Source organism: Mesorhizobium montanum (assembly GCF_033977145.1).
GTDB lineage: Bacteria > Pseudomonadota > Alphaproteobacteria > Rhizobiales > Rhizobiaceae > Mesorhizobium > Mesorhizobium montanum.
Genome location: NZ_JAVIJF010000001.1, coordinates 201953 through 221414 on the forward strand (window position 1 = coordinate 201953; position 19462 = coordinate 221414).

Annotated in this window: 18 protein-coding genes and 1 tRNA gene; 12 read left to right on the forward strand and 7 right to left on the reverse strand. The window is 63.4% G+C overall.

Annotation, left to right across the window (positions count from 1 at the left end):
- Positions 1–112: 112 nt before the first annotated feature.
- Entirely contained in the window at positions 113–2845 is a 2733-nt protein-coding gene (gene secA / locus RFM68_RS00925) for a preprotein translocase subunit SecA (protein ID WP_320230772.1), read from the forward strand.
- Positions 2846–2972: 127 nt separating this feature from the next.
- On the opposite strand, the gene RFM68_RS00930 is transcribed toward secA, so the two are convergent.
- Positions 2973–5552 (reverse strand): helix-turn-helix transcriptional regulator, encoded by a 2580-nt coding sequence (locus tag RFM68_RS00930; RefSeq protein ID WP_320230773.1) that lies wholly within the window; start codon positions 5550–5552, stop codon positions 2973–2975.
- 233 nt (positions 5553–5785) lie between these two features.
- On the opposite strand from RFM68_RS00930, the gene RFM68_RS00935 reads away from it, so the two are divergent.
- From RFM68_RS00935 to RFM68_RS00945, 3 genes are all read left to right on the forward strand, one after another.
- Entirely contained in the window at positions 5786–6058 is a 273-nt protein-coding gene (locus RFM68_RS00935) for a DUF4242 domain-containing protein (protein WP_320230774.1), read from the forward strand.
- Between the two features lie 112 nt (positions 6059–6170).
- A complete protein-coding gene (locus tag RFM68_RS00940) occupies positions 6171–6320 on the forward strand; it encodes a hypothetical protein (protein WP_320230775.1) in 150 nt (49 codons plus the stop codon).
- 272 nt (positions 6321–6592) lie between these two features.
- On the forward strand, positions 6593–7045 hold the full coding sequence (locus tag RFM68_RS00945) for a hypothetical protein (RefSeq protein ID WP_320231040.1): 453 nt from the start codon (positions 6593–6595) through the stop codon (positions 7043–7045).
- A gap of 49 nt (positions 7046–7094) precedes the next feature.
- Here RFM68_RS00945 and RFM68_RS00950 read toward each other — a convergent pair whose 3' ends face one another.
- Positions 7095–7580 carry a hypothetical protein gene (locus RFM68_RS00950; RefSeq protein ID WP_320230776.1) on the reverse strand — a complete coding sequence of 162 codons (486 nt, stop codon included), beginning with the start codon at positions 7578–7580 and terminating at the stop codon, positions 7095–7097.
- Positions 7581–8275: 695 nt separating this feature from the next.
- Between RFM68_RS00950 and RFM68_RS00955 the strand changes: the two genes are divergently transcribed.
- Genes RFM68_RS00955 through RFM68_RS00970 form a run of 4 tightly spaced genes read left to right on the forward strand, consistent with a single transcriptional unit; the run spans position 8276 to position 12974 of the window.
- Complete coding sequence (locus tag RFM68_RS00955) at positions 8276–9679, forward strand: lipopolysaccharide biosynthesis protein (RefSeq protein WP_320230777.1); 1404 nt, start codon at positions 8276–8278, stop codon at positions 9677–9679.
- Entirely contained in the window at positions 9679–10959 is a 1281-nt protein-coding gene (locus RFM68_RS00960; RefSeq protein WP_320230778.1) for a GNAT family N-acetyltransferase, read from the forward strand. The genes RFM68_RS00955 and RFM68_RS00960 overlap by 1 nt, the downstream gene beginning before the upstream one ends.
- Positions 10960–10980: 21 nt before the next feature.
- Positions 10981–11814 carry a creatininase family protein gene (locus RFM68_RS00965; protein ID WP_320230779.1) on the forward strand — a complete coding sequence of 278 codons (834 nt, stop codon included), beginning with the start codon at positions 10981–10983 and terminating at the stop codon, positions 11812–11814.
- The gene (locus RFM68_RS00970; protein ID WP_320230780.1) at positions 11811–12974 is read left to right on the forward strand and encodes a YncE family protein; all 1164 of its coding nucleotides are present in this window, start codon (positions 11811–11813) and stop codon (positions 12972–12974) included. The genes RFM68_RS00965 and RFM68_RS00970 overlap by 4 nt, the downstream gene beginning before the upstream one ends.
- 70 nt (positions 12975–13044) lie before the next feature.
- On the opposite strand, the gene RFM68_RS00975 is transcribed toward RFM68_RS00970, so the two are convergent.
- Both RFM68_RS00975 and RFM68_RS00980 read right to left on the reverse strand, forming a co-directional pair.
- Entirely contained in the window at positions 13045–13734 is a 690-nt protein-coding gene (locus RFM68_RS00975; RefSeq protein ID WP_320230781.1) for a GDSL-type esterase/lipase family protein, read from the reverse strand.
- Between the two features lie 459 nt (positions 13735–14193).
- A tRNA-Leu gene (locus RFM68_RS00980) sits at positions 14194–14278 on the reverse strand.
- Positions 14279–14551: 273 nt separating this feature from the next.
- Here RFM68_RS00980 and RFM68_RS00985 point away from each other — a divergent pair.
- A complete protein-coding gene (locus RFM68_RS00985) occupies positions 14552–15139 on the forward strand; it encodes a YqaA family protein (RefSeq protein ID WP_320230782.1) in 588 nt (195 codons plus the stop codon).
- Between the two features lie 25 nt (positions 15140–15164).
- Entirely contained in the window at positions 15165–15683 is a 519-nt protein-coding gene (locus RFM68_RS00990; protein WP_320230783.1) for a disulfide bond formation protein B, read from the forward strand.
- A 165-nt stretch (positions 15684–15848) separates the two neighbouring features.
- On the opposite strand, the gene RFM68_RS00995 is transcribed toward RFM68_RS00990, so the two are convergent.
- Positions 15849–16406 carry an HNH endonuclease gene (locus RFM68_RS00995; RefSeq protein WP_027167440.1) on the reverse strand — a complete coding sequence of 186 codons (558 nt, stop codon included), beginning with the start codon at positions 16404–16406 and terminating at the stop codon, positions 15849–15851.
- A gap of 110 nt (positions 16407–16516) precedes the next feature.
- Positions 16517–17176, reverse strand: coding sequence for a DNA-3-methyladenine glycosylase family protein (locus RFM68_RS01000; protein WP_320230784.1), 660 nt, complete (start codon positions 17174–17176; stop codon positions 16517–16519).
- A gap of 92 nt (positions 17177–17268) precedes the next feature.
- Here RFM68_RS01000 and gluQRS point away from each other — a divergent pair, with 92 nt between their 5' ends.
- A complete protein-coding gene (gluQRS, locus tag RFM68_RS01005) occupies positions 17269–18135 on the forward strand; it encodes a tRNA glutamyl-Q(34) synthetase GluQRS (RefSeq protein ID WP_320231041.1) in 867 nt (288 codons plus the stop codon).
- Here the strand turns inward: gluQRS and RFM68_RS01010 are convergent, their stop codons facing one another.
- A complete protein-coding gene (locus RFM68_RS01010; RefSeq protein ID WP_320230785.1) occupies positions 18136–18423 on the reverse strand; it encodes a hypothetical protein in 288 nt (95 codons plus the stop codon).
- A 151-nt stretch (positions 18424–18574) separates the two neighbouring features.
- On the opposite strand from RFM68_RS01010, the gene RFM68_RS01015 reads away from it, so the two are divergent.
- On the forward strand, positions 18575–19462 hold the full coding sequence (locus tag RFM68_RS01015) for a DMT family transporter (RefSeq protein WP_320230786.1): 888 nt from the start codon (positions 18575–18577) through the stop codon (positions 19460–19462).

Consider the following 19462-nt stretch of genomic DNA (forward strand, 5'->3'; position numbering starts at 1 on the left):
GTCCAGAACCGTTTTCCGGGCGCTTTTTGCGTTTGTCCGCATTCACGCGGATTTGATGGGTCCGCCAGGTGCCTGTCGCAAGCGGCTAAATTGCTATCGAAAGGACCATTGGATGGTCAGTCTCGGCGGTCTCGCCCGTAAGGTTTTCGGTTCCTCCAACGACCGCCGTGTCAAGTCGACCCGGCCTCGCGTCGAGGCCATCAACGCCATGGAAAACGAGATGCGGGCGCTTTCGGACGCCGAGCTCAGGGGCCGCACGGAAAAATTCCGCCAGGATCTCGCCAACGGCGCTTCGCTCGAGGATCTCCTGGTCCCGGCCTTCGCCACGGCGCGCGAAGCAGCCCGCCGCGTGCTTGGCATGCGGCCTTTTGACGTACAGTTGATCGGCGGCATGGTGCTGCACAATGGCGGCATCGCCGAGATGCGCACCGGCGAGGGCAAGACGCTGGTCGCTACCTTGCCGGTCTATCTCAACGCGCTCGCCAGCCAGGGCGTACATGTCGTCACAGTCAACGACTACCTCGCCAAGCGCGACGCCGAATGGATGGGCCGCGTCTACAATTTCCTCGGCCTGACTGTCGGCATCATCGTCCACGGCCTTTCCGACGACGAGCGCCGCGACGCCTACGCCTGCGACGTCACCTACGCCACCAACAACGAGCTCGGCTTCGACTACCTGCGCGACAACATGAAGTATGAGCGCGCGCAGATGGTGCAGCGTGGACATTCCTACGCGATCGTCGACGAGGTCGATTCCATCCTGGTCGACGAGGCGCGCACGCCGCTGATCATCTCCGGTCCGCTCGAGGACCGTTCGGAAATGTACAACACCATCGACGCCTTCATGCTGAAGCTCGGCCCGGCCGACTACGAGGTCGACGAGAAGCAGAAGACGACGATCTTCACCGAGGACGGCACCGAGCGGCTCGAAAACATGCTGCGCGACGCCGGCCTGTTGAAGGGCGAGTCGCTCTACGACGTCGAGAACGTCGCCATCGTCCACCACGTCAACAATGCGCTGAAGGCGCATCTGTTGTTCCAGAAGGACAGGGATTACATCGTGCGCAACGGCGAGATCGTCATCATCGACGAGTTCACCGGCCGCATGATGCCGGGCCGCCGCTATTCGGAAGGCCTGCACCAGGCCCTTGAAGCCAAGGAGCATGTGCAGATCCAGCCGGAGAACCAGACGCTGGCCTCCGTCACATTCCAGAATTATTTCCGCCTCTACAAGAAGCTTTCCGGCATGACCGGCACGGCGCTGACCGAAGCCGAGGAATTCGGCAACATCTACGGCCTCGAGGTCACCGAAATTCCGACCAACCTGCCGGTCGTCCGCAAGGACGAGGACGACGAGGTCTACCGGACGGTCGAGGAGAAGTACAAGGCGATCGTCAAGGAGATCCGCGAGGCCAGCGCCAAGGGCCAGCCGACGCTGGTCGGCACCACCTCGATCGAGAAGTCCGAGCAGCTGGCCGAGCGCCTGCGCAAGGACGGCTTCAAGAACTTCGAGGTGCTGAACGCCCGCCATCACGAGCGCGAGGCGTCCATCGTCGCCCAGGCCGGCAAGCCCGGCGCCATCACCATCGCCACCAACATGGCCGGCCGTGGCACCGACATCAAGCTTGGCGGCAACGCCGAGATGCGCATCGCCGAAGAGCTTGGCGACATGCCCGAAGGCCCCGAGCGCGAGGCCAGGGAAAAGGAGATCAATGACGATGTCGAGCGCCTGAAGGAAAAGGCGCTGGCCGCCGGCGGCCTTTATGTTTTGGCCACCGAGCGCCATGAATCGCGCCGCATCGACAACCAGCTGCGCGGCCGTTCGGGCCGTCAGGGCGACCCGGGCCGCTCGAAGTTCTTCCTGTCGCTGCAGGACGACCTGATGCGCATCTTCGGCTCCGAGCGCATGGACGGCATGCTGCAGAAGCTCGGCCTCAAGGAAGATGAGGCGATCATCCACCCCTGGATCAACAAGGCGCTGGAGAAGGCGCAGAAGAAGGTCGAGGCGCGCAACTTCGACATCCGCAAGAACCTCTTGAAATATGACGACGTCTCCAACGACCAGCGCAAGGCGGTGTTCCAGCGGCGCATCGAGCTGATGGACGGCGAAGGCCTGTCGGAGACGATCGCCGAGATGCGCGAAGGCGTCATCGAAGAGATCGTCGCCAAGAACATCCCCGAAAATGCCTATGCCGAGCAGTGGAACGTCGCCGGCCTCAAGGAGGAAGTGGCGCAGTACCTCAACCTCGACCTGCCGGTCGAGGACTGGGTCAAGGAAGAAGGCATCGCCGAGGACGACATTCGCGAGCGCATCACGACCGCCGCGGACGCCGCCGCCAAGGAGCGCGCCGATCGCTTCGGTCCCGACGTGATGAACTATGTCGAGCGTTCGGTCGTGCTGCAGACGCTCGACCATCTGTGGCGCGAGCACATCGTCAATCTCGACCATCTGCGCTCGGTCGTCGGCTTCCGCGGCTATGCCCAGCGCGACCCCTTGCAGGAATACAAGAGCGAAGCCTTCGAACTGTTCCAGGCCTTGCTCGGCAATCTGGGCCAGGCCGTGACCGCGCAGCTGATGCGCGTCGAGCTGGTGCGCCAGGCGGCGGACGCGCCGCCGCCCGAAGCCCCCGAGATGTTCGGCAGCCATATCGACGGCTCCACCGGCGAAGACGATTTCCAGGGCGGCGAGACCGCGCTTCTGATGCGTCAGGACACCAGCGCCGCCGTCGCGCCCGAAAACCGCGACCCGAAAAATCCGGCAAGCTGGGGCAAGGTCGGCCGCAACGAGCTCTGCCCCTGCGGCTCCGGCAAGAAGTACAAGCACTGCCACGGCACCTTCGCCTGAGGCACCTCTTCCTTCTCCCCGTCACTATCCCGGGGGAGAAGGTGCCCGAAGGGCGGATGAGGGGCAGCGCCGGCATTTCCGCGAACCAGCAGAAACGCCCGACTTAGACTTCCCGATCGACTGACCGTCACACCAGGCCCGACGCACGCGCCGCGGCTGCCGCCTCGCCGCGCGAGACGGCCTCCAGCTTCTCCAGCACCGCCGAAACATGGTGATCGACCGTCTTCGGCGAGATGGTCAGCTGCGCGGCGATCTTCTTGTTGGAAAAGCCCCGCTCGATAAGCTGCAGGACTTCCATCTGGCGCTGCGTGAGGCCCGCCTGGTTGGCGCGCGTCGCCTGCCTTGGACCTCTGGCAATGTTGATCAACCCGCTCTGCCGCATGAGGCCGCGCACATGCTGCGCCGCCGGTCTTGCGCCGAGCGCCTCGAAAATGTCGAGCGCCTCGCGCCGCGCTGCCTCGTCGCCCTGCAGCAAGGCAAGCGCCCGTTCGAAGGGGGCGTTGGCCCAGAGCGCGGCGGCACCGCGCCAGTCGCCAGCCAATTGCAGCCGATGCGGCTCAGCCATGCCGTCGGTCTCGCCGGGATCGCTTCCAGGCGACAACAGCTGCCGCCACGTCGCCAGCTCGCCGAACGCCGCCCGTGTCGGAGCGAGGCTTTCGGCAAGAGCGATCAGGCGCAGCGCTTCATCCCTGTCGCCCTCCCCCAGCCATGCCCGTTCGGCCATCACCTCGGCGAAGGGCACAAGCCGCTGCAACTCCATGGCCTTGTCGAGGAACAGCTTCATCTCGTCGAGAACCGGCCCGGCCGATGGATCTCCCCGGCGGATGCGCAAGCGCGCCAGCGCGACGAGCGACGGATAGCGTACCAAGGGCGTCGTTGCTTCGTCGTCGACAACCTCGTGGGCCATTGCCGCGGCGTCGTCCCAAAGGCCGAGCCGAAGTAGAAGCTGCGCCTGAACGCCACGCATGTAGTCGCGCCAGGTGGCGAGGTCGTTCTCGACGCAATAGCCGATGCCGCGATCCAGGAACGCCGCCGCCTCTTTGAGGTTGAGCCTGTTCATCTCGACACAGGCGCAGTTGGTGAAAGCGCGCGCCGCATGCTCCTGGAAGTTGCCCGTAAGCGCAATTCCAAGGCTGCGGGCGAGATCGCGCCGCCCCTTGGCGAAGTCCAGCCATTGCCCGGCCGCCCCGACATTGTTGAGGGCGTGGCAAAGAATGTCCGGCCGGTTGAGCCGCTCCGCCAGCTCGACAGCCTTGCCGCCGAACTTGAGCGTATCCTCGAGCCGTTCGGCCAGCATCGCCAGCTGCGACAGGTTGGAATACGCCATGGCGAGTTCGGCGCTGTCGGGCGCCGTTTCCAGGAGCTGCACGGCCTGTCCTGCGAACCGGTCCGCGGCCTCGCGATCCCCGAGCAGGTAGGCAAAGCGCGACAGGCATCTGAGACCATCACCCTCCTTGACCCGGTCGCCCAGCGTCTGGCGCAACTGGCGCGCCTGTCCCTGCGCCTCCATGGCTGCATCGATGCGGCCGATCAGGTGGCACTCGAACGCATATCCTTCATAAAGCTCCGCCCGCTCCTCGATCGGCAGGATTTCGGTGTACCGCAAGGCAACTTCGTAGTGGCCGGCCGCGTCGCGATGCGCGCCGATGCGGGAGGCCTCGCGCGCCGCGAGCGGCGCCAGCTCGCGCACCGCCTCACGATTCTGCGCTTCGACGGCGTGGTGGACCAGTCTGGCGGTGGCGACCTGGGGATTTTCCTGCAGCGCTGCAAGCGCGCGTTGATTGTATTCACGCCGGCGGCTCGGCGTCAGCGCCATCTCGATTGCCGTGCGCGCGATCTCATGCCGGAAGGCGTAGCCATCGCCGAAATCCTCCAGCAGACCGTTGGAGACGCACTCGGCCAGTTGCCCGGCGGCGGCAATTCCGCAAAGCCCGCTGAGCGCCCAGGCATCGGCGCGACGCGGAAACACCGAGACCGCGTCGAGCATCGAGCGGGCGCCCGGCGACAGTTTTTCGGCGCGCGCCAGCACGGCGTCGCGCACGCTCGCCGGCAAGGCGCCATCGCCTCCGGCGGCAAGCAGCTCGGTGACGAAGAAAGCGTTGCCGGCGGTCGCCCGGTAGATTGCATCGCCGTCGCGCTCAGCCGCCCGGGCCAGCGAGAGCACCGCGCTTTCGCTGAGCAGCGGCACTTCGATGCGCTGGACGTTGCCGGCCGGGGTCTCGCCGAGCGCCCGGCGCACGCGCATCTGCCCCTCGCTGCGGTCGGTTCTCGCCGTGATCACAAGCAGGATCTGGGTGGATGCAATGCGGCGGCCGAGGAAACGGACGAAATCGAGCGTCGCGTCATCGGCCCAATGCAGGTCTTCGATGACGAGCAGGCTCGGGCCTTTCGCCTCGAAGATATCGAGCGCCTCGGAAAACAATGGCAGGCGCTGCACCTGGCGGTCGTCGATCGCGCGCGGCAGCTCCCACTGCGAGTCGCGTGCCAGATCGTAAAGCGGCCCCAGCGGATCGGGAATGGAAAGGTCCTCGCAGGCGCTGCGAAGCACGGTCAAACCCTCATCCAGCCGGCTCGCGAACGCCTCGACCAGCGCCGTCTTGCCGGCGCCGGCCTCACCCGACAGCACCACGACGCGGCCGCGGCCCTCTATTGCATCCGCCAACAAGGCATCCATCTGCTGCAGCTGCGGCTGCCGTTCCAGAAGCATCGTCACTCTCGCGCGAAATCGGAATTTCCATCGTGGCGGGTCGCCGCCGCGATAGCCTGGGAAACGACGCCGCAATGTGACTTTCCACACATTGAGGTGCCATCTTCCACATAAAACAAAGCTAGGGAATCGTCCCGTCCTATATGGGGAATGGCTCCGATGCGCGGTGTTTCCGGATGTGGTCCGATCCGCCTCGCTCGAAACGAGCCCAACCACGAAAAGGAACGACAATCGTGCCACGTTATCTGATTGAACGTACATTTCCCGAAGGCCTGAACGTGCCGATGAACGATGCCGGCGCCACCGCGATGGGCGGTGTCATCGCCCGCAATGCGGAGAAAGGCGTAACCTGGGTGCAATCCTTCGTCTCGCCCGACAAGAGCAAGAGTTTCTGCATCTACGACGCGCCCTCGCCTGAGGCGATCCGCAGCACGGCGCAGAAGAGCTCGCTTCCCGTCGACAAGATCACGGAGGTACGGGTCCTCGACCCCTACTTTTATCGCTGACCGGGCAGATCGTGTCGGGCAGATCATACCCGTCGCCGGCGGACCTGACGCCGTGCCAGAGGATGAGACCGTATCCGCCGCGGCGGATAACGTCCCGCCACGGCGCGGCCTCATGCGACGGGCCCTGTCGGCGCTGCTTTCGCCTTTGCGAAACCGGCGCCGCCTTCTGCCGCCGCAGGACGATTACCTGAAACGCGATATCGGCCTGCATGAGCGGGAAAACCCGCGCGAATACTGGGAATATTGGTGGCATCACCGCTGATCCCGCCAGAGCAATTCCAGGAAAGCTGTGAAGCGGCTTTCCGTCAGGAATTGTGTCAAATCAAAGAGATAGCGCAGTTCCCGTTTCTTTGAAACGGTGAAATGCTCTGGTCGGGATCAGCAACCATCCCTTTTTTACCGACAGGCGCCGCCGGCGTCCGGAGTTGGCCTTGGCAGGCCAACCCCCGTTCGCGCGCCTCAACCGAATTGGAGAGACAAATGAGCATTCATGCTTCGACCAGATGCTTCATCGGCGCTTGCGCCCCGATCATCATGCTGATGGCGGGCGCCGCTACCGCGGAAACCGTCAACCCGCTCGCCGAAAAGGTGCGGGCGCTCGACAGCCGCTTCGAGGACGTCGCGGTGGCCAAGGCCGAAGGCTATGCGCCGATCCCCTGCGCCAGCGGCCTCACCGGCGGCGCCATGGGCATCCACTATGTCAACGGCGCCTATCTCAAGGACGACGCCGTAGACGTCGCCAAGCCGGAAGCCGTGATGTACGAGCCGATGGCCGACGGCAAGCTGAAGCTGATCGCCGTCGAATACATCACCGCGAAAGGCCCGGCCTCGCTCGAAGGCCACCTGTTCAACTTCAACACCGCGCCCAACCGCTACGGCCTCGGCCCGTTCTACGAGCTGCATGTCTGGGCCTGGAAGCAGAACCCGACCGGCGCCTTCGCCGACATGAACCCGAACGTGTCGTGCGACGCGATGCAGGGGATGTAAACAAACTAGTTCCGGGTCCGAAACTGAGGACCCGGAACTCAGCCACCGTCTATCGCCACCAGTCAAAAACAAACGACGCAATCAAAGAAGCTACGATGCCCAGGCAAAACGAAAATCCTCGCTCGAACCATCGTTGGGAGCGCGTAGGAATCGCAAAAGCCCGTTGCACAGCCTGTGTGTCTAGGTTCGACAGTGTCCGTATGGTTGTTAATTCATTCGTCGCAGCTGCTTTCTCATTGGCGGCCTGTGCAATTGCAGCAGTCAGGATCTCTAGCTCAGCCTTCTGGCGACCCGCCTGACTTCCTAGTTCCTCAATTGCACTAAGCGCCTCGGTGAGATTTTGGCGCGCTTGATCAATCTTTAGCAGACGTTCGTCGACAGACGCTTCGCTGTCATCCAATATCGTTGCCAGGTCGAACTTCCCAATCTTCGTGGGGAATCCAAGATCACGTATGTAAGAAAGAAAAACTTTGCCAAGCTGGCCGGTAAATCCTGCCGCGAGCGCTGACAGCGATCCTATAAAATCAACGCTCATTGCTATGTCCGACTCCATTTTTTGAGATTTTCCGGTTTCTCGCCACTTCCGTAGCGCCTTCAAACTCGATACCAAGATTATTTGGTCCCCGTATACTTTTAACGTGCTTACCCAATTTTGCGACCGATCGCGGGGCGACTAACAGAAAAACGACTAGACCCAGCGGCCAGCTCGACAAGATGTTTGAAATGAAGGTAAGCCAGTCCATCTCCGCCTCCTCCAAGAAGCGAACCAAATTGTTCTGCTCAATCTCTATGGCTAGAAACGCGTCGTTCTTGACGAACCAGATATGAAATTGTGACCGCCCGTCAACTTGGCAAATAACGGATTTTTAACGAATCTGGTTGGCGCGGTCGATTTCGGGCCGAGGCCGCAACCGCATGTTTTTACAAAGCTATTGTGATTAAAACCCTTTTTCGACGGATATGGAAAAAAGCCGGGCTCCACCAAATTTTCTGAAATAATTCGCTTGACAGCCACTTGTCCCCACCCGGCTCACGCCATGTGTGAGCAAAATAGGCCTGTTGACTCTAACTCATTGCTAAGAGCGGATTTTTTGCCAGGCGAATCACTGGCGCATTCTTCGCTCGAAGTGCACAATATCCAGCTTCTTAAAAGCACCCCCACCCACCCTTTCTTAAGGTGTTTCAGATAGACCGGAATGCTGGAAAAAGGCGGAAAACGGAGAGTTTTGGGTGCGCTTTTCCGCGGCAACGACTGCCGGGCGGTTCCTGCCGCAGCGCTGGGCGCTGCGCATGCGGCCGCTGCTTGGCCGCGTCGATGCCGTCCTTTTCACCGCCGACGAGCGCGGCGAAGCCGGGCGCATGTCGCTGATCGCCTTTTCGATCCGCATCGTCAGCGCCTTCATCGCCTTTGTCAGCCAGGTGCTGATGGCGCGCTGGATGGGCTCGTTCGAATACGGCATCTCGGTGCTGGTCTGGGTGACGATGGTCATCGTCGGCAATCTCGCCTGCCTCGGCTTCCACACCTCGGTTATCCGTTTCATTCCCGAATATCGCGAGCGCGGCATGCTGGCCGAGCTGCGCGGCATCGTGCTCGCCAGCCGCCTGTTCGTGCTCGTCGCCTCGACGCTGATCGCGGGCCTTGGCGCGCTTGGCGTCTGGCTGGCCTCGGACTGGATCGAGAACTACTACGTCATCCCCTTCATCCTCGGCGTCTTCTGCCTGCCGATGATCGCGCTCGGCGATCTCCTGCAAGGACTGGCGCGCGCCAATTCCTGGGCGCTCATGGCGCTGTCGCCCACCTACCTGGTGCGGCCGGTGCTGATCCTGGCGTTCATGGCGCTGATGCTTGGCCTGCATTACGTGCCTGACGCCAAGACCGCGATCTTCGCCTCGATCGCCGCCACCTATGTCACCACGCTCGGCCAGCTGATGGCCGTCACCTCGCGCATGGACAAGAAGATCCCGGCCGGGCCGATGGCGGTGCATTTCCGCCCATGGATCCTGGTCTCGCTGCCGATCTTCCTGGTCGAGAGCTTTTTCTTCCTGCTCACCAATGCCGACGTACTGATGGTCGGCGCCTATCTCGAACCCAACGACGTCGCCGTCTATTTCGCCACGGTGAAGACGCTGGCGCTGGTGCATTTCGTCTATTTCGCGGTCAAGGCCGGCGTTGCCCAGCGCTACGCGCAGTTCACTCACGGCGAGCCGCACAGGCTTGCCGCGTTCGCCCGCGAGACCGTTTCCTGGACCTTCTGGCCCTCGCTGCTGATGGCGCTGCTGGTGCTGGCGATGGGCGAGCCGATGCTGGTGCTGTTCGGTCCCGAATTCACCGCCGGCTATCCGCTGCTCTTCCTGCTTGTGCTGGGCGTCGTGGCGCGTGCCGCCGTCGGCCCCTGCGAAAGCCTGCTGACCATGAGCGGCAACCAGAACATCTGCGCCGCCGTCTATGCCATGACGCTTGCCCTCAATATCGGGCTCAACGTGCTGCTTATCCCGCATTTCGGCCTGTGGGGCGCCGCGATCGCCACCAGCCTCGCCATGGTCTTCGAGGCCAGCGCGCTGTCCTTCACCGTCTGGCGCAAGCTCGGCATCGTGATGGCGATCTTCGTGCCTGCAAACAAGGAAGTCGCCTGATGGCCGCCGTCCCGTTGCTCGAGGAGACCAGCGGCGGCACCGCCGGCGCCATGGTGTCCGGCCTTGCCGGCCTGACGCGCGAGGTCGACCCCGCCCATATCGAGCTCTTCGCCAGCAACAGGCCGGAGCGCAAGCTCGCCATCTACCCGGCCTCGGCCGGCTTCGACCTTGTCGAGGAACTCGACTATCTCAGCGCCCGCACGCTCGAACCCAACGTCTTCTTCAACCCGCGCTTCCTGGCGCCGGCGATGCCCCGGCTGGAAGACCGCGAGGTGCGGCTGGCCGTGATCCGCGACGGCGACGAGTACCGCAACCGGCTGCGGCTTCTGGTGCCGTTCTCGGTCGAACGGCCGGCGATCCCGCTCGGCGTTCCGGTGATGCGCACATGGTCGAGCCCGTTCGGCCCGCTCGGCACGCCGCTGGTCGACCGCGACGATCCGATCGGCGTCATCGAGGATTTCTTCTCGATGCTGTCGAGGCCGCATCTCAAGCTGCCCAAGGTCTTCGTGCTGCCCGATATGCGGCTCGACGGTGGGGTGGCGACCCTGCTCACCTCCTTTGCCGACAGCCGCGGCCTGACCATGGTCACCACCGGCAAGGTCGAGCGCCCGGTGCTCGAAAGCGACGCCGACGGCGAGGACTACCTCAAGACCTCGCTGCGGGCGCATCACTATCGCGAGTTCCGCCGCCTGAAGCGGCGCCTCGCCGATCTCGGCAAGCTCGAGCATGCCGTGGCGCGCGGGCCGGACGAGATCCGCCACGCCATCGAAAGCTTCCTGACGCTGGAAGCGGCAGGCTGGAAAGGCCGCGAACGCACCGCCATGGCGATAGACCGCTACCGCGCCGCCTTCGCCCGCGAGGCCGTGCACAGGCTGGCCGAGCAGGACATGTGCCGCATCCACATGTTGACGCTCGACGGCCGCACCATCGCCTGCCTGGTCGTCTTCGTCGAGGCCGGCGTCGCCTACACCTGGAAGACGGCCTATGACGAGACGCTCTCCGCCTATTCGCCGGGCACGCTTCTGATGATCGAGGTGACCAGGCAGCATCTCGACGACCCCAACATCGTCATGACCGATTCCTGCGCCGTGCCCGACCATCCGGTGATGAGCCGCCTGTGGAGCGAGCGCAAGCCGATGGGCACGCTGGTGATCGGGCTGACGCCGGATGCCGACCGGCTGGCCCGGCAGGCGGCCTCGCAATTGCACCTCTACCGCGAGACCCGCAACATGGCGCGCATCCTGCGCAACCGCATGCGCAGCCTGCTGATGCGTCGTTAGAAAGGCAGCGGGTACCGAGGCATGCTTGTCGAGATCGGAAGGCGCGCGCTGCGGCGCATCTTGGCTGGCGCCGGGTTGCTGCTGTTCTTGCAGGCGGCCAATCCGGCCAGCGCTTCGGTCTTCCTGGAAGACCAGACCTGGACCGAGCTGCGCGACCTCGTCGCGGCGGGAACGACCACGATCATCGTTCCGATCGGCGGCACCGAGCAGAGCGGCCCGGCAATGGCGCTGGGCAAGCACAATGTGCGGGTGAAGTTCCTCGCCGAAAAGATCGCCGCGAAACTGGGCAATGCGCTGGTCGCGCCGGTCATCGCCTATGTGCCGGAAGGCAATGTCGATCCGCCTACTTCGCACATGCGTTTCCCAGGAACCATCTCCATCAGCGACAAGATTTTCGAGCAATTGCTCGAATCCGCGGCCCGCAGCTTCAGGCATGCCGGCTTCAAGACCATCGTGCTGATCGGCGACCACGGCGGCTATCAGGCCGACGAACGCAACGTGGCCGACCGGCTCAATGCAGAATGGAAGAGAACGCCGGTGCGGGTCTTTGCCGCTGTCGACTACTATCGATTCGCACAAGGGCCCTACACGGACAAATTGCTATCCGCCGGTGCCACCCGCGCCGAAATCGGAACCCATGCCGGCTTGGCCGACACCTCGCTGATGCTCGCCATCGACCCATCCCTGGTGCGCAAGAATCGTCTTGCAGGCCCGCCAAAGCTCGGTGCCCGAGATGGCGTTTATGGCGGCGATCCGGCAAGGTCCTCCGCGGAATTCGGGCAGCTCGGCGTGGATCTCATCATCAACGGGACGACGGATGCGATCCGCGCCTTCATCGCAAGTCAGCCAAAATGACCGGGACTTTTCTGCGCTTCATCCGTCTTTGCGTGCCGCTTGCGCTGGTCGCGTCGCTGCAGCCCGGCGCGTCGCATGCTGGCTCCTGCCCGGAGGATTGCAGCGATCCGGCGCCGCCCCCGGTCGACATCTACAGCCAGACCACGGCCGGCCATCTGAGCCCTGCCACGGCCGGCGCGCTGCCGCGCGTCTATGTGCCGAATCGCTCGTCGAACAGCGTCTCGGTGATCGACACCGTCACCTTGAAGGAGGTCGGCACCTTTTCGGTCGGCAGCAAGCCGCAGCACGTTGTGCCTTCCTGGGACCTGAAGACGCTCTGGGTGGCAAACAACGGCACCGGCACGAACGGCAGCCTGACGCCGATCGACCCGATGACGGCCAAGCCCGGCCAGCAGATTCCGGTCGACGACCCCTACAATCTGTATTTCATGCCCGACGGCAGCGCCGCCATCGTGGTCGACGAGGCGATGCAGCGGCTCGATTTCCGCGATCCGCACACCATGGCGCTGAAGTCGAGCCTGCCGACGCCGACCTGCCCCGGCATCAACCATGCCGATTTCTCAGGTGACGGCTCCTATGCGATCTTCACCTGCGAGTATGGCGATGCCGGCCTGGCCAAGATCGACCTGAAGAACCAGAAAGTGCTCGGCCATCTCGACCTTTCGAGGATGGGCATGCCGCAGGACATCCGCCTCTCGCCCGACGGCAAGGTCTTCTACGTCGCCGACATGATGAATGATGGCGTCTTCCTCATCGACGGCGACGGTTTCAGGGAAATCGGCTTCATCCCGACCGGCATCGGCACGCACGGCTTCGTCGTCAGCCGCGACGGCAAGCGCCTCTACGTCTCGAACCGCGGCTCGCACAAGATGGAGCAAGGCAGGGCGAAGGGTCCCGGCAGCGTGACGGTGATCGACTTCGCCACCCGCGCCGTGGTCGCGCAATGGCCGATCCCCGGCGGCGGCAGCCCCGACATGGGCAATGTCAGCGCCGACGGCAAGCAGCTGTGGCTCTCCGGCCGTTTCGACAGCGAGGTCTATATGATCGACACCACGAGCGGAGCCGTGACCAGGATCCGCGTCGGCGTCGAACCGCATGGGCTGACGGTGTGGCCGCAGCCGGGACGGTACTCGCAGGGGCATACGGGGAATATGCGGTAGGTTGCTTTTGGGTGACCTGCCATCCGAAGCTCGCAGATCGGCGCCAGCGATCAGCAATGCCAATGGGTGTTCAACGCGGTCGAACCCGCGCGAGCAGCGCCTCGACCATAGGGAGTATGTTTCTAACGATGATCGCATCTCCCGCTGCGTTTGGGTGGTCTTTGTCGGCTTGAAGCGACTCCGGATGCCCAGTCACGCCCTCCTTGAAGTCGGCGTAGAGCAAGTCTCCATGCTTGGTCGCCAGCTCGGAGAACATCTTCGAAAACGGCTCGGCATAGTCAGCCCCGTGCCCAGCAGAGAGGATAGACGAGCAATAATCATAGGCTGCGGTTCCAACCACAAGCACTGGAATGCGCTTCTGGGCGAGGATAGTCAGAATCTGGTCGAGGTTCGCTCGCGTCTGATCCAGGTTGATACGAGCGCAATCGTTCTGACCCAACTCAACGATGACAGCGTGGTTTGCAGGATTCGCCTGCAGGTCAAGGCCGTCCTTGGATTCCGCCAGCCAAGTGAGACCCCGTTTGCTGGTCGCCATGTACCCCACCTCGACAATTGTCACTGGGTGTCCGGCAGCGTTCAGCCCAGACTTTAGCCTAGCAGCAAAGGTCTCAGTGGCAGCTACTCCATAGCTGTTGATGTAGCTGTCGCCGAGGGTGACGATTGTCGGAGGTGCATCTTCGGCATCCACGTTGTTGGCTGACCCCAACATTGCGGAAAGTGCGGCAAGGGCCAAAAACGGAACGTCACGCACTTTTGTCATGGTCTACCTCCCAGCGAGACCCCTCGTTCAGGTCGCTTTCATGCCTTCCTCGATCAGCGACCAGTGGGACGACTGCGTCTGCCAGTGCGACCTCTGTTCACTGATTAGCTGCCTCTAATATGTCTATAGAAGGAGAGTTGAGGGCTCAATCCATGAGGCGTTTGTGACTGCATCTGGCCTTGCTCGCCGTTACATTGGTCGGCGATGCCAACGCTCACAGTCGGTACAGGCCAAGACAGACCTCTTCCTCATTGGAGATGTCGCGGCAATCGAGATTGCCATCCTGTCGATCCTAACGATGATCGAGCCTAGAAGGGTAGGACTGCCATCCGAAGCTCGCTGAGCAGCGTCAGCCGCATAGGCTGACGCTATGGCCAAAGCCGCGTGCGCTACTCGCAGGGCAAATAAACAATAGGGCGTCTAGGATGGCCTGCCATCCGAAGCTCGAAGAGCGAAGGATGGTGCCCCTAGCCGGGATCGAACCAGCACTCCTTGCGGAACTCGATTTTGAGTCGAGCGCGTCTACCAATTCCGCCATAGGGGCTCAGGCCGGACGGCCTGGATGGGCGCGGACTATACGGTTGGACGGCCTTTCGTCAACTGGCCTGTTGCCGATTTGCTGGCGGCAGCTGCGCCCGTACCGCGCCTTACGGTTTCGTAAGCGCGCCGCCATTGTGCGGCGCGGAAAATCTTTCTAGAGAGGCGAAAGTGTCAGCCGCTTGGCCAAAAACCGCGGCTGCGGCGCTTTGGGTCCTTGTTTGATGCATGCCGGTGCCCGAAAACCGCTAAGCCGTTCGGAACCACGCTAGGAGAGCCGATGCTTCGCGGACTTTACGACTGGACACTGTCGCTGGCGGCGCGCAAATCCGCCGAATGGTGGCTGGCCTTCATCGCCTTCGTCGAGAGCTCGGTGTTCTTCATTCCGGCCGACGTGCTGTTCCTGCCCATGGCGTTGGCGCGGCCCGAACGCGCCTATCGCTATGCGCTGACCGCCACTCTCGCGTCCGTGCTGGGCGGCATTGCCGGCTGGCTGATCGGCTACTATGCCTACGACACGATAGCACGGCCGATCCTGGAGCACTTCGGCGGCCTTGCCACGTTCGAGAAGTGGCAGTCGTCCGGCGCCGGCCTGATGCTGGTGCTGCTCGTCACATCTGGCGTTGCGCACCTGCCGCCGATCAAGGTGGTCACTATTCTGGCGGGGGCGCTTCACGTCAATCTTGTTGTCTTCATCGTCTCGGCCATCGTGGCGCGCGGCGCCCGTTTCCTGCTGCTTGCCTGGCTGCTGCGCCGCTACGGCGAGTCGATCAGGGAGTTCATCGAAAAGCGCCTGGGATTGATTGTCGGCGCCGGCGCCGCTGCCCTGATTTTGCTCTATATCCTCGTCAGATACGCCCACGGATAGCGACGCAACAAACGGATTCCCACCGATGACAGCGACCATGAATGCCGACACCGGACGCCAGCGGACGCGCGCGGCGCTCTTTCTCGCCGTGGCCATGGCCGCGACCGTCGGCTCGGCGCTGGCCTTCCAATATATCGGCGGCTACATCCCATGCCATCTCTGCCTCGAGCAGCGCACGCCCTACTATATCGGCGTGCCGCTGATGGTGCTGGCGGTGATCGCCTCGATGCTGCACGCACCGGCCTGGGTGACGCGCGGCCTGCTGGCGATCGGCGGCCTTTTGATGCTCTACGGCCTCTATCTCGGCGTCTACCATTCGGGCGTCGAATGGGCGTGGTGGCAGGGTCCGGCCGACTGCACGGCCGGCGCCGGCCCGGTCGACACCGGCGGCAAGGGCGTGCTCGACGCCCTCGACAAATTCGTGCCGCCCTCCTGCGACAAGGCCGCGCTGCGCATCCTCGGCCTGTCGCTCGCCGGCTGGAACGCCATCGCCAGTCTCATCCTCGCCGCCGTCGCCTTCCGCAGCGCCCTGTCGCGGGATTGAGCCAATTCCATTGAGTGGCGCGGCGCAGAGTTCGTCCAGAAATTCGCCAGCCCGGATTGGCTGGCGCGGCTTTCGAGAACCGGAGCGGAGCGTACTGGAGTACGCGAGCACCGGAAGCGCAGAAAGCTGCGGCAGACGGCCGGGCTCGCGGATTTCTGCCGAACTCTAAGGTTCCAGCTCGACATCCCAGTACAGATAATCCATCCAGCTTTCGTGCAGATGGTTGGGCGGGAACAGGCGGCCGTTGTTGTGCAGGTCGTGCACCGTCGGCTGATAGGGCTTCTGCAGCGGCCACATCTTGGCTTGCGCCGGCATCATGCCGCCTTTCCTCAGATTGCAAGGCGAGCAGGCGGCGACGACATTCTCCCAGGTCGTCGCCCCGCCGCGATGGCGTGGGATGACATGGTCGAACGTCAAATCCTCGGGCGTGCCGCAATATTGGCACTGGAAGCGGTCGCGCAGGAACACGTTGAAGCGGGTGAAGGCGGGATGCCGCGACGGCTTCACATAGGCTTTCAGGCTCACTACGCTCGGCAGCTTCATCGAAAAGGTCGGCGAGGAGACGGCGTGCTCGTATTCGGCGACGATGTTGACCCGGTCGAGGAAGACAGCCTTGATGGCGTCCTGCCACGACCAGAGCGACAGGGGGTAATAGCTGAGCGGGCGGTAGTCCGCATTCAGCACCAGCGCGGGAAGCCCATCCGGAGATACGGCGACCGTCACGTCCTTTGCCTCCTTCGTTCTAAACCGATCGGCGCGGATACTGTAAGCCCGACATGACAGGGATGTGAAGCGGATTGTCTCTCGCCGAAACCTCTAAAAGCGCATGATTTTCAGGCTTTTTTGGCGATTTCGACGGGCGGCACCGCGTCCCTGCCCTTCAGTTCCCGGTAGTAGGCCCAGAAAAGACGCGACGCGACCCCTCGCCACGGGCTCCATGATTCGGCCAGCCGGATAAGCATTTTCTCCGGCGGCCGCGGGTCGATGCCCAGCGCATGGCCGACCGCCGTTTGCAGGGCAACGTCGCGCGCGGGGAACACGTCGGGATGGCCGGCGGCAAACAGAAGATAACATTCCGCGGTCCATGGGCCGATGCCGGGTACCGCCGTCATCGCGGCGATCGCCTCGCCGGCATCCAGTGTGCACAGGTGATCCAGGTCCAGCCCGTCGGCAACTGCCTCGGCGACGGCGAGCAAACCGCGCTGCTTCGGCCGCGATAGCCCTGCCTCGCGAAAAATATCCTCGCCGGCGGCAAGGATTGCTTCCGGCGTCAGCGGATCGATCAGCCTGACCAGCCGGCCGAAGATGGCCTCGGCGCTCGCACGCGACACCTGCTGCGAAACGATGATCGAGGCAAGGCTTTGAAACCCTGGTTCCGACAGCCGAAGCGGAACCTCGCCCGCCCTGCCGCGCACGGTCTCCAGCCGCGGGTCGATCCGGCAGAGCGCGTCGAGCCCTGCCGCAATGTCGTCGAGCGAGGCGATGCGTTGCACGTTTGCTTGTTCCCAGGACGCCCGCGAAGTGGCAATTGATGGCTAACTATCAACCGGCGGAAGCGCCTGACAACCCGAATGCCGCCCGAGAGATGACGCTCCTGACATTCCGCTTCGCGCCGAGCCCCAATGGCGAACTGCATCTCGGCCATGCCTACTCGGCCCTGCTCAACCAGCAGATGGCGGCGCAAGCCGGCGGACGGTTGCTGCTGCGTATCGAGGATATCGATATCGCCCGCTGCACGCCCGAATTCGAAGCCGGCATTTTGCGCGACCTGGAATGGCTGGGATTGCACTGGGAACAGCCGGTGCGCCGCCAGTCCGAGCATTTTGCCGAATACCGGGCGGTGCTTGACCGGCTGATTGCCGAGGAACTCGTCTATCCGGCTTTCATGAGCCGGGCCGAAATCCGCGCCTTCATCGCCGAGACCGGCGGCCGAGACTGGCCGCACGATCCGGACGGCGTGCCGCTCTACCCGCCCCTCGACAAGGCCCTGCCGGCCAGGGAGCGCAAGCGGCGGGTCGCCGAGAACCTGCCCTTCGCCTGGCGGCTGGACGTCGAGGCGGCGGCGCGCGTCTCGACCCGCCTCACATGGACTGAGTTCACCGACGAAACCATGACGTCGACGCGAACCGTCGAAGCGATGCCGCGGGATTGGGGCGATGTCATCGTCGCTCGCCGCGACGTCCCGACCAGCTATCATCTCGCTGTCGTTCTCGATGACGCGCTCCAGGACATCAGCCATGTCGTGCGCGGCCAGGATCTTTATTCGGCGACCGGGGTGCAGCGCCTGCTGCAGGAATTGCTCGGCCTGCCGGCGCCGCGCTATTTCCACCACCGCCTGATCCTCGGCCCGGACGGCAGGAAACTGTCCAAGAGCCTCAAGGACACCGGTCTTGCCGCGCTGAGGCAGGCTGGCATGTCGCCGCGGGAGATCAGGCGATTGGTCGGGCTATGATTAGAGCCGCGCCAGCCCGGCCTTGATCAGAGCCAACACGCTGATGAAGGCAAAGGCACCGCCGAGCCCCCAGGCAACCGCCAGCTTGAGATCGCTGAGGCTGATGCCATGCTTGTTGGCGACCACCACCGCGAAGAAAAAGCCGAAGATGAACAGCAGCGTATTGCCGGTCGGGCCGAAGCCGCTTTCCTTCATGATCGCGTCGAGCGCAGTGCCGAAGAAGAAGCCGAAAGCTGCGATGATCGCAAAGGCGAACAAAAGCCAGGTCGTGTCCAGATGCAAAAACATGCCTCACCATGGCGCGGCAATGCGCCATGCCCCTCTTGGCACGGTTGTTGAATTCAACTTAGCTTATGGATCAACCGTTTCATTTTGCTTGCCGGATTGAACCGCATTAGAGCAATTGCCGTCATCAACCTTTCATCCTGGCGGCCTCCCCATGCAGAGCATCAAGCGGTTCATTCCCGCCTCCTTCGTCATTCTGTGGGCGACCGGCTTCATCGGCGCGCGCTACGCCATGCCCTGGGCGGAGCCCTTTACCTTCCTTGCCATTCGCTTCGTGATAGCGGCGATCCTGTTTGCAGGCCTCACTGTGCTGTTTGGCTCGCGCAGGGCGACCCGCGAGGAAGCGGTGTACGCCACGGTGGCCGGCGTCCTCATGCACGGCATCTACCTCGGCGCCGTCTTCTGGGCGATCCACAGGGGCATGCCGGCAGGTCTCTCGGCGCTGATCGTCGGCCTGCAGCCGCTGATTACCGCCGTGCTCGCCGGAAAATTCCTCGGCGAGGCGATCCTGCCGCGCCATTGGGCCGGCCTTGCCGTCGGGCTTCTCGGCGTCGTCATCGTGCTATGGCCAAAGCTCGGGACGATGGGCGGCGGCGTCACGCCGGCGACGCTGACGGCTTCGCTTGTCTCGGTGCTCGGCATGAGCGCCGGCACCATCTGGCAGAAACGCTACGCCTCCGGCGGCGATCTCGTGTCGGCGACGATGTGGCAGTATATCGGCGGCTCCGCCGTGATGATCCTCGGCTCGCTCGCCTTCGAGACGCGCACCATCACCGTCAACGGCGAGCTGATCTTCGCCATGACCTGGCTGGTCCTGGTGCTGTCGATCGGCGCCATCTTCCTGTTGATGGTGATGATTAGGGACGGCGAGATGTCGAAGGTCGCCTCGCTGTTCTACCTCGTGCCGGCCGTCACCGCGATCATCGCCTGGGTGCTCTTCAACGAGCAGCTCAACCTGCTGCAGATCGCCGGCATGGCGATCGCCACCCTTGGCGTCGCCCTTGCGACCGCGCGCTCCAAGGCAATTCCCGTCAAAGTCTGA